The 8403-nt window shown below is 74.4% G+C and carries 6 protein-coding genes; all 6 read right to left on the bottom strand.

What is annotated here, in order from left to right; genetic code table 11:
• Positions 1-180: 180 nt before the first annotated feature.
• A complete protein-coding gene (locus LG632_RS28720) occupies positions 181-1884 on the bottom strand; it encodes an outer membrane protein assembly factor BamB family protein (protein ID WP_226730687.1) in 1704 nt (567 codons plus the stop codon).
• 217 nt (positions 1885-2101) lie between these two features.
• Positions 2102-3898: an ABC-F family ATP-binding cassette domain-containing protein gene (locus LG632_RS28715; protein ID WP_226730685.1), complete on the bottom strand. Its 1797-nt coding sequence runs from the start codon at positions 3896-3898 to the stop codon at positions 2102-2104.
• A 27-nt stretch (positions 3899-3925) separates the two neighbouring features.
• Positions 3926-5335 carry an acyltransferase family protein gene (locus LG632_RS28710; protein ID WP_226730683.1) on the bottom strand — a complete coding sequence of 470 codons (1410 nt, stop codon included), beginning with the start codon at positions 5333-5335 and terminating at the stop codon, positions 3926-3928.
• A gap of 116 nt (positions 5336-5451) precedes the next feature.
• The gene (locus tag LG632_RS28705) at positions 5452-6357 is read right to left on the bottom strand and encodes a 4-(cytidine 5'-diphospho)-2-C-methyl-D-erythritol kinase (protein WP_226730681.1); all 906 of its coding nucleotides are present in this window, start codon (positions 6355-6357) and stop codon (positions 5452-5454) included.
• Positions 6354-7292: a 16S rRNA (adenine(1518)-N(6)/adenine(1519)-N(6))-dimethyltransferase RsmA gene (gene rsmA / locus LG632_RS28700; protein ID WP_226730679.1), complete on the bottom strand. Its 939-nt coding sequence runs from the start codon at positions 7290-7292 to the stop codon at positions 6354-6356. The genes LG632_RS28705 and rsmA overlap by 4 nt, the downstream gene beginning before the upstream one ends.
• A partial coding sequence (locus LG632_RS28695; RefSeq protein WP_226730677.1) for a resuscitation-promoting factor occupies positions 7289-8403 on the bottom strand: 1115 nt, incomplete at its 5' end. The genes LG632_RS28695 and rsmA, both read right to left, overlap by 4 nt.

The following is an 8403-nucleotide window of genomic DNA, read 5'->3' as shown; positions in this document are numbered from 1 at the left end:
CGGGGCCTGCGGAGGCTGCGGCGGCTGGGCCGGGGGCTGCGGCGGCGTGCCGTAACCGCCGGAGCGCGGATCCTGCGGCGCGCCGAAGCCGCCGGCCGGCGGCTGGTTCGGTGGGGGCGGCGGGGTACTCATCAGGTGCTGTTGCCTCTCGTCACTTGCCGAAGATTCACTGCCCGGGACTCACTTGCCGAAGACCATCAGGAGCTTCTCCTGTCCGCCCTTGGTGCTGCCGAGCATGCGGGTGGAGGAGATGAACAGGCGTCCGTCCACGTAGTCCAGCTGCGGGGCGAAGAAGGCGTTCTCGACCGGCGCGGCCGGGGGCGAGGGGTTGCGCAGCACCGGGGTCGGCTTGCCGCCGGCCGCCGGGAGGGTCCACACCTCGCCGCCCTTGTCCCGCTCCGCGTCCAGGTACGCGTACAGCTGCCCGTTCTCCGCCTTCAGCGGCAGCAGCCGGCGGCCCTGGCCGGCCGGGGTGCGCCACTTGACCTTGCCCGTGGTCAGGTCGAACGCGGCGATCTCGTTGGAGCGGCCGTCGGTGGGCAGGTACATCGTGTTCGCCGGGCCGTCGACGACCGCGCCCTGGCAGTTCTGCAGCGAGCGGTCCAGCAGGGTCAGGTTGCACTCGGCGGCGAAGTTGCCGTCGCCGCTGAGCTGGGTGCGCAGCTTCCCGTCGGGTCCGAGGACGGCGACGGCGCGCTCCTTCTTGGTCTTGTTGGTGACGTCGACGACCACCGGGTCGACGGAGTAGACCTTGGTGACCTTCCACTCCTTGGGGAGCTTGTAGGTCCAGGTGGTGTTCCCGGTGGCCGGGTCGGAGCCCTGGACCTCCTGGGACTCGTCCACGCAGCGGGCGACGGCGACCAGCTTGGTGCCGCCGGCGTAGGTCTCCGGGACGCAGCGGCCGTCGGTGGTGGGCTGCTCCGTGCGGGCGAACACCTTGTCGCCCGTGCTGACCTTGAAGCCGCTGGTCGGGCCCATCCGGCTGACGGTCACGGTGTCACCGGCGATGGCCAGGGTGGGCGAGACCATGATGTCGAAGGGCCCCTCCTCGGGGACCTCCTTGGTCCAGGTCTCCTTGCCCGCCTTGAGGTCGATGCCCTTGAGCTGGTTGCACTTGGCGTTGTCGGCCTCGCCGCTCATGAAGCCGACGACGGTCTTGGCGTCGGCGGTGGTGAGGTCGGTCGCCGTGCAGATCTTCTGGGGGAACGAGACCGTCCAGCGCTCCTTGCCGTCGGCCGCGCCGTAGGCGGTGACGGTCTTGTACATCGCCTTGACGACGGTGTCGCCGACGACCCACTGGGCGGGCGCGTCGGCGCCGGCGCCGGGCAGCTCGACGCTGTTGGTCTTGACCCACAGGACCTTGTCCTCGCCGGGCTTGCGGCCCGAGTTGAGGTCCATCTCCTGGCCACCGCCGCCGTTGCCGTCGCCCTTGTCGACGGAGGGCGAGCCGGAGGGCTTGCCGTCGGCGGGCGCGGAGCCCTGCGACTGCGGCGTCGCGCCGCCCTTGTCGTCGCCGGAGAGGAGGAAGTAGCCGCCCGCGCCGAGCACCAGCACACCGGCCACGGCGGCGGCCACGACGACGGCCAGCTTGTTGCGGGAGCGGCCACCGGGGCCGCCGGGGCCGCCCGGACCGCCCGGACCGCCGGGCGCGCCCGGCAGCGGAGGCTGCGGGTGCTGCGGGTGCTGCGGCTGCGTCGGGTACGGGCCCCAGGCCTGCTGCGGCTGCGCGTGGGGCGGCTGCGGCTGCTGCGGGTACGGCTGGGCGTACGGGTTGGGCGCCTGCGGATGGCCGTACCCCTGCGGCGGCTGCGGCGGCGGCCCCGGAAGGTGCCCGTAACCGTCGGGTCCGGGCGGCTGGTTCGGCGGCGGGGGCGGCACAGTCATCAGCGCATACCTTCGGCGGGTCCGGGGTCCCCCAGCGGACTGGGGGCAGGGCGTGGGGGGATCACCTTTGTATCACCCGGCGCGGGACGCACCGAGGCCGGTCGCACCCCTGTTCCCAAGGGCGGACCGGCCTGTGACGCCGTCGTTATCGGGTCGGACCGACCGGGATTCGCGCGTCCGGGGCGGCCGCGGCGGCGCTGAGGCGGCGGGCGGGAGGCTAGACCTCCTCGGCCAGCTCCAGCCAGCGCATCTCCAAGTCCTCGCGCTCCGCGAGCAGTTCCCGCAGCTCGGCGTCGAGGCGGGCGACCTTCTCGAAGTCGGTGGCGTGGTCGGCGATCTGGGCGTGCAGGTTCGTCTCGCGGTCGGCCAGCTTGTTGAGCTGGCGCTCGATCTTCTGCAGTTCCTTCTTCGCGGCCCGCGCGTCACCGGCGGACTTCTCCTTGACCGCGGGCGCGGGCGCCGCCGGCGCCGCCGCCTCGACCATCCGCTGACGGCGTTCCAGGTACTCGTCCAGGCCGCGCGGCAGCATCCGCAAGGTGGCGTCGCCGAGCAGGGCCATCACGGTGTCGGTGGTGCGCTCGATGAAGAACCGGTCGTGGGAGATGACGATCATCGAACCGGGCCAGCCGTCGAGGAGGTCCTCCAGCTGGGTCAGGGTCTCGATGTCGAGGTCGTTGGTGGGCTCGTCGAGGAAGAGCACGTTCGGCTCGTCCATCAGCAGCCGCAGGATCTGCAGCCGGCGCCGCTCACCGCCGGAGAGGTCGCCGACCGGCGTCCACTGCTTCTCCTTGGTGAAGCCGAACGTCTCGCACAGCTGACCGGCCGTCATCTCGCGGCCCTTGCCGAGGTCCACCCGGTCGCGCACGCGCTGGACGGCCTCCAGGACCCGCAGGGACGGGTCGAGTTCGCCGACCTCCTGGGAGAGGTAGGCGAGCTTCACGGTCCGGCCGACGGTGACGGTGCCGGCGGCGGGCTGGGACTCGCCCTGGGTACGGGCGGCCTCGGCCAGGGCCCGCAGCAGCGAGGTCTTGCCGGCGCCGTTGACGCCGACCAGGCCGATCCGGTCGCCGGGGCCGAGCTGCCAGGTCAGGTGCTTGAGCAGCAGCTTGGAGCCGGCCTGGACGGAGACGTTCTCCAGCTCGAAGACGGTCTTGCCGAGCCGGGAGCTGGCGAAGCGCATCAGCTCGCTGCGGTCGCGCGGCGGGGGCACGTCCGCGATCAGCTCGTTGGCGGCCTCGACCCGGAAGCGCGGCTTGGACGTACGGGCGGGGGCGCCGCGGCGCAGCCAGGCCAGCTCCTTGCGGATCAGGTTCTGCCGCTTGGCCTCCTCGGTGGCCGCGATGCGCTCGCGCTCGGCGCGGGCGAAGACGTAGTCGCTGTAGCCGCCCTCGTACTCGTGGACCTCGCCGCGCTGCACGTCCCACATGCGGGTGCAGACCTGGTCGAGGAACCAGCGGTCGTGGGTGACGCAGACCAGCGCCGAGCGCCGCTCCTGCAGGTGCCGGGCCAGCCAGGCGATGCCCTCGACGTCGAGGTGGTTGGTGGGCTCGTCCAGGACCAGCAGGTCCTGCTCGGCGATGAGCAGCCGGGCGAGCGCGATGCGGCGGCGCTCGCCGCCGGAGAGCGGGCCGATGACGGTGTCCAGGCCCTGGTCGAAGCCGGGCAGGTCCAGGCCGCCGAACAGGCCGGTGAGGACGTCGCGGATCTTGGCGTTGCCGGCCCACTCGTGGTCGGCCATGTCGCCGATGATCTCGTGGCGGATGGTCGCGGCGGGGTCGAGCGAGTCGTGCTGGGTGAGGATCCCCATGCGGGCCCCACCGGTGTGGGTGACCCGGCCGGTGTCGGGCTCCTCCAGCTTGGTGAGGATGCGGATCAGGGTGGTCTTGCCGTCACCGTTGCGGCCGACGACTCCGATCCGGTCCCCCTCGGACACGCCGAGGGAGATGCCGTCGAGCAAGGTGCGGGTGCCGTACACCTTGCTGACTGCCTCGACATTGACCAGATTGACGGCCATCAGACGCGCTCCAGGGAAAGGGATCTCTCAGCCCCTCAGCCTAACGGTCCCGGACCCGGCCCAGCGCTCGACCAGCAACCAGCCGCTCAGGACCATCCCGATGGCCACCGGAGCCGTGACGGGAACGGCGACGAGCACGGCGGTACGGCCTTCGAACAGCCCGCCGAGACCGGTCATGGACAGCCCGAGCACGCCGAAGAGGCAGAGCGCGGCGCCCAGCGCGGCGCGCGGCGCGGACCCGGCGCCGGAGCCGGACCCGGACCCGGTCCCGGTTGCCCTCGCGGGGCCGGTTGCCGTCGCGGGGCCGGTCGCGGGCGCGGGGCCGGTCGCGGGCCCCGAGCGCGGGAGGCCGGGGGTCTCGTACCGCCGGAACACGGCGACGAGTACGCCGGTCAGCGCGAGCGCGGCCAGCAGGCGCGGCGGCACCTGCGCCCACCAGGCGGCGGAGGCGGGCTCCGGCAGGGCGAGCCCGAGGCCGAGCTGGGCGGCGTAGACGCCGAGCATGGCGGTCAGGTGCCACAGGAAGCCGGTCATGGCGATCCCGTTGGCGGCCACGACGCCCCGCCAGACCCGCGGCCGCCGCAGCAGCCCGGCGGCGGGCCGGGCGAGCAGCTGCACGGCCCCGGTGAGCCAGATCCCGTGGGCGAGCAGGGCGAGGGTGGGCGGCGCCATGTTGGACACCTTCTCGCCGGGCATCCCCACCATGGACAGCGGGTACGGCCCGAACGCCACGAGCAGCACCGCCCCGGCGAGCCCGAGGCCGGCCAGCAGTCCGGGCCGGGTCAGACGGCCGTCGGCGCGCAGGAAGCCGAGCTGGTGCACGGCCAGCCAGACGAAGGCGAAGTTGAGGAACTCCACGTACGGGACGCCGGCGGCGAACCGCAGCAGGTCCACGGCCGCGGCGGCGGCCGCGAGCGCGGCGAAGGCGCCCCAGCCGTGGCGCTCGTGGAGGCGCAGCAGCGGCGGGGTGAGGGCGACCATCGCCAGGTAGATGCCGATGAACCACAGCGGCTGGGTGATCATCCGCAGGGCCGCGCCGGTGAGCCCGCCGCCGCCCCCGGCGAGCTGGAGCGCGCCCGCGGCGGCGGTCCACACGAGCACGAACACCAGCGTGGGCCGCAGCAGGCGCCGCAGGCGGGCCCGCAGGAAGGCGGCGTAGACGGAGCGGTCGGGGTGGCGGCGGGCGAGCGAGCGGTAGGACAGCGCGTGCGAGAAGCCCCCGACGAGGAAGAACACCGGCATGACCTGGAGCAGCCAGGTCAGCGGCTGGAGCGCGGGGACGACGGCGAGCAGGTTGCCCATGCCCTGCGGGGTGACGGCGGCCATCAGCCAGTGGCCGAGGACGACGGTCCCGAGCGACGCGACCCGCAGCAGGTCGACGTACCGGTCCCGGCCGGTCGGCGTGGCGGCGGCCAGTGCGGCGACGGAATTTCCCATGCCCCCACCCTCACGGCCCCCCGCCACCGCCCGGCAGGGCACACGTACTCAACCGCCTCTGAGTACCTGCCCGGCCCGTCCGGGTGCGCAGACCCGGGCGGGCGCGGCGGTCGGTCTCAGGCGGTCAGGACGGTGGCGCCCGGGGCGGGGGACGTGGTGGTGCGGGTGGTGCGGCAGGTGGCCGAGGCCTGGAGGGCGGCGGCGACCTTCAGCGCGGACTCCTCGTCGCGGACGAGGAAGGCCGTGGTGGGCCCGGAGCCGGAGACCAGCGCGGCCAGCGCGCCCGCGCCGGTGCCCACGGCCAGGGTGTCGGCCAGCTGCGGGCGCAGCGACAGCGCGGCGGGCTGGAGGTCGTTGGCCACGGTCGCGGCGAGCGCGTCGGGGTCGCCCGAGCGCAGGGCGGCCAGCAGGGCCGGGTCGGCCTGCGGGGCCGGGAGCGCGGCGTCGGCGGTGAGCCGGTCGAACTCGCGGAACACCGCGGGCGTGGACAGGCCGCCGTCGGCCACCGCGAAGACCCAGTGGAAGGTGCCCGCCTCGACCGGGGTGAGCACCTCGCCCCGCCCGGTCCCCAGGGCGGCGCCGCCGACCAGGCTGAACGGCACGTCGCTGCCGAGTTCGGCGCAGATGTCGAGGAGTTCGGCGCGGGGGGTGTTCAGGCCCCACAGCGCGTCGCAGGCCAGCAGGGCGGCGGCGCCGTCGGCGCTGCCGCCGGCCATGCCGCCCGCGACCGGGATGTCCTTGGCGATGTGGAGGTGGACGTCCGGGGCGATCCCGTGCCGGGCGGCCAGCAGCTCGGCCGCGCGGGCGGCCAGGTTCGTCCGGTCCAGGGGGACCTGGCCGGCGTCGGGGCCGGAGCAGGTCACCGTGAGGCTGCCGGCCGGGGTGGCGGTGACCTCGTCGTGGAGCGAGACGGCCAGGAAGACGTTGGCCAGGGGGTGGAAGCCGTCCGGCCGGGGGGCACCGACCGCGAGCTGGACGTTGACCTTGGCGGGGGCCCGTACGGTCACGGCGGCGGCGCTCACTGCCCGGCCCCCTCGTGCTCCGCGGCCTGCGGCCCCGCCACCTTGTGCTCGGCGATCGCCGCGAACTCCTCCACGGTCAGCGCCTCGCCCCGCGCCTGCGGCGAGATCCCGGCCGCGACGAGTGCGGCCTCGGCGGCGGCGGCCGAGCCCGCCCAGCCGGCCAGCGCGGCCCGCAGCGTCTTGCGCCGCTGCGCGAACGCGGCGTCCACCACGGTGAAGACCTCGGCCTTGGAGGCGGTGGTCCTCACCGGCTCGGCCCGGCGGACCAGGGAGACCAGCCCGGAGTCGACGTTCGGGGCGGGCCAGAAGACGTTGCGGCCGATGGCACCGGCCCGCTTGACGTCCGCGTACCAGTTGGCCTTGACCGAGGGGACCCCGTAGACCTTGTTGCCCGGCCGGGCGGCGAGCCGGTCGGCCACCTCCGCCTGGACCATGACGAGGGTGCGCTCGATGGTGGGGAAGCGGTCGAGCATGTGCAGCAGGACGGGCACCGCCACGTTGTACGGCAGGTTCGCGACCAGCGCGGTCGGGGCCGGCCCGGGCAGCTCCTGCACCAGCATGGCGTCGGAGTGGACCAGCGCGAAGCGGTCGGCCTTGCGCGGCATGCGGGCGGCGATGGTCGCCGGCAGCGCGGCGGCCAGGATGTCGTCGATCTCGACGGCCGTGACCCGGTCGGCGGCCTCCAGCAGGGCGAGCGTCAGCGAGCCGAGCCCGGGACCGACCTCGACCACGACGTCGTCGGGGCGGACGTCGGCGGTGCGCACGATCCGGCGGACCGTGTTGGCGTCGATGACGAAGTTCTGGCCCTTCTGCTTCGTCGGGCGGACGCCGAGCGCCTCGGCCAGTTCGCGGATGTCGGCAGGCCCGAGGAGGGCGTCGCCGCCCCCGGGGCCGTCGTGCTGCTCGTGCTGCTCGTGCTGCTCTGCGGTGCTCACCGGTAAAGCCTACGGCCGCAGTGGGGCCACGGACTCGCCCCCCGCTGCACGTAGAGCTTCTTGGCCCGGTAGGTCTGCTCCTCGCCGCTGGCGTCCTGCGGGCGGCCGCTGCCGCCGAGGGCCTGCCAGGTGCTCACGTCGAACTGGTACAGCCCGCCGTACGTCCCCGAGGGGTCGGTGGCCGAGGGCCGGCCGCCGGACTCGCACTGGGCCAGCGCGCCCCAGTTCAGGCCGTCGGCGCCGGCGACGGAGGTCGGCAGCGGCTTGGTGCCGACCAGGACGCGGGCGTTGACGGGCTCGCGCACCGTCTCCTCGGCGATCTTGCGGGGCTTCTGGCGGACGCCGTTGACGGTGCGCAGGGCGTAGGTGACGCGGCGGGCCCCGGGGCGGCCGGCCTGTTCGACGACCTCGGTGCCGGCGAAGAGGGTGTCGTCCTCGACCCGCTCGGTCTCGAACGGGATGCGCTCCTCGCGGACCTCGCGGGTGCCGGTGATGCGCAGGACGGTGACGGTCTGGCCGTCGCGCGGGAAGGAGTCGGGCGCCACGGACGTGGAGTCCTCGCCCTGGAGGGTGATGCCGGCCTGGTCCAGGGCCTCGCGGACGGTGGCGGCGTTGGTGCGGATGGTCGTCTCGCGGCCGTCGGCCATGAAGGTGACGCTGCGTTCGGTGCGGACGTGGAGGGTGAGACCGTCGCGGGGGACGGGGGTGGTGCGGGGGACCGACAGGTACGCGCCCTCGACCCGCACCCCGAGCTGGCGCAGGGCGGCGTCGACGGTCCGGGAGGTGGTCCACGCCTGGCGGCTCTGGCCGTCGAGGGTCAGGCGCAGCGGGCGCCCGTAGCGGACGACGACCTCGTCGCCGTCGTCGAGGCCGGTGTGCCGGGCGGGGGCGACGAGGTCGTGGGAGCCGACGCCGAGGCCCTCGGCGGCGAGCAGCTCGCCGACGTCGTCGGCGAAGGTGTGCAGGGTGCGGGGGACGCCGTCGACGGTCAGCCGGACGGACTTGTCGGCGGCGACGAAGGCGGTGGTGCCACCGGCCAGGAACGCCACGACCAGGGCCTGCGGCACCACCGTGCGCCAGCCGCCGGGCGCCGTCGCGCCCCCGCGCAGTT

The sequence above is a fragment of the Streptomyces antimicrobicus genome (assembly GCF_020532625.1).
GTDB lineage: Bacteria > Actinomycetota > Actinomycetes > Streptomycetales > Streptomycetaceae > Streptomyces > Streptomyces antimicrobicus.
This window is presented reverse-complemented; position numbering and strand designations above follow the sequence as displayed.